Source organism: Enterococcus sp. 7E2_DIV0204, assembly GCF_002140855.1.
Taxonomy (GTDB): Bacteria; Bacillota; Bacilli; order Lactobacillales; family Enterococcaceae; genus Enterococcus_L; species Enterococcus_L lemimoniae.
The window spans coordinates 1-1,277 of record NZ_NGKY01000012.1 but is presented as its reverse complement, the minus strand read 5'-3'; the positions used below and the strand labels follow the sequence as shown (position 1 = coordinate 1,277).

The 1,277-nt window shown below is 32.3% G+C and carries 1 protein-coding gene; it reads right to left on the bottom strand.

Going from position 1 to position 1,277, the window contains the following annotated elements:
• Positions 1-129 precede the first annotated feature (129 nt).
• The gene (xerC, locus tag A5819_RS18875) at positions 130-1,257 is read right to left on the bottom strand and encodes a tyrosine recombinase XerC (RefSeq protein ID WP_086280924.1); all 1,128 of its coding nucleotides are present in this window, start codon (positions 1,255-1,257) and stop codon (positions 130-132) included.
• Positions 1,258-1,277 lie beyond the last annotated feature (20 nt).

Genomic DNA, 1,277 nt, shown 5'->3' with positions numbered 1-1,277 from the left:
TGAAAGAATTAAGTTCAAGATATTCATTCGATTCATCCGATTATTCCTCATTTCTTAATAAGATTTGACCATAATTTTGACGGTTAAAAAAATAGACACTCAGCGTTTTGCTGAATGCCTCCTCTTTTATTATAAGAGTATCTTTTCATCATAATTAAGCTGTCTATCAATCACCATCATGGCTGAGCGTCTCGTTTCCCACAATGAATCCGTATAGATGTCGAGTGTCATTTTGGTTGATGCATGTCCTAAGATTTTACTCAATGTCGCAATATCAATTCCTGATTCAACACATCTCGTTGCGAAAGTATGACGAAGTGCGTGAAAGTGAACAGAACCTATTTTTGATTCTTCTACTACTTTTTTAAAACGATAATTAATAATACGTGGTTCTGTAAAACTATTTTTGCACGAAATGACAAATACACTGGTACTTTTTTGCTTTTTTGCCAATAAATATCTTTTTAAATTTTTAGATATTGGTATGGCACGTTCTCCATTAATTGACTTTGGTTTCCCAATAATAATCTCAGTTTTGTGTGGTTCTGTTACTGAAGGGATTCTGGAAATGGTTCTTTTTACAAAAATTTTATTGTGTTTAAAATCGATATCTTCCCATTTTAATCCACTGATCTCTCCAATTCTCATTCCCGTGTACAACGCAATAATTTCTGCCGAACACTCTTTTTTATATAAAGAAATCTGTTCTAATTTTTTTTGTTGCTTTCTGTCTAAACTTTTTATTTTTGGTTTGGTTAATGCCGGTAAAAGAACCCCTTGGCAAGGATTTTTTGAAATTCTATTATCATTTACAGCCTTTTTCAGAGCACTTCTTAACATACTAATAATACTGCGAATAGTGTTGGATGAAAGATCTGATAGATACAATGAATAAATAAATCTGTCTATATCGGCTGTTTCCAGCTCAGATAATGGCTTATTTTTAAAAAATGGCGCAAGATGACGGTTGATTCGCCCCCTGTAATTTGAATAGGTAGACGGTTTGATTCTATTTTTCATTAAAATATTTAGCCAATAATTTAACCATTCATCCACCATCATTTCTTCTTGTACAGCTGTTTCTCCATACATAGAATAGTCTACATTTTTTTTTGATAATTTTTCTTTTGCTTCATTATATTGTTTTCCATAAACATAACCATAAACAATTCTACCTTCCTTATTCCGACCTTTTTTATAACGTCCTTCCCAGCGACCATCCTTTCGTTTATAGATATTTTCTCCTCTTTTTGACATACTTTTCTCCTCCTAGGAAT